At 57.4% G+C, this 310-nt stretch carries 1 protein-coding gene; it reads left to right on the plus strand.

Annotation, left to right across the window (positions count from 1 at the left end; translation table 11 throughout):
- Positions 1–310, plus strand: a 310-nt coding sequence (locus ACE3MQ_RS27380; RefSeq protein WP_379398785.1) for a phosphopantetheine-binding protein, incomplete at both ends; no start/stop codon positions are given.

Genomic DNA, 310 nt, shown 5'->3' on the forward strand with positions numbered 1-310 from the left:
TGCCCTGGGAGGGCATTCGCTTAAAGCGACTATGCTGGCGTCCCATATCCACAAGCAGTTTGAAGTGAGCGTTCCGCTGCGAAGCCTGTTCGAGCGAACGACGGTGGAGCAGCAGGCGGCATATATCGAGCAGGCGGAGATCCAGCAGTATCATCGGCTGGAGTGTGTGGAGGAGCGGGAGAGCTATCCGCTGTCGTCCGCGCAGAAGCGGCTGTATATTCTGGAGCAGTTCGAACAAATGGGGACGAGCTATAACATCTCGGAGTTTATCGAGGTGGAAGGGCCGCTGGATGTGGAGCGGCTGAGGATT

It is taken from the genome of Paenibacillus lentus (assembly GCF_042714055.1).
Lineage (GTDB): Bacteria > Bacillota > Bacilli > Paenibacillales > Paenibacillaceae > Fontibacillus > Fontibacillus lentus_A.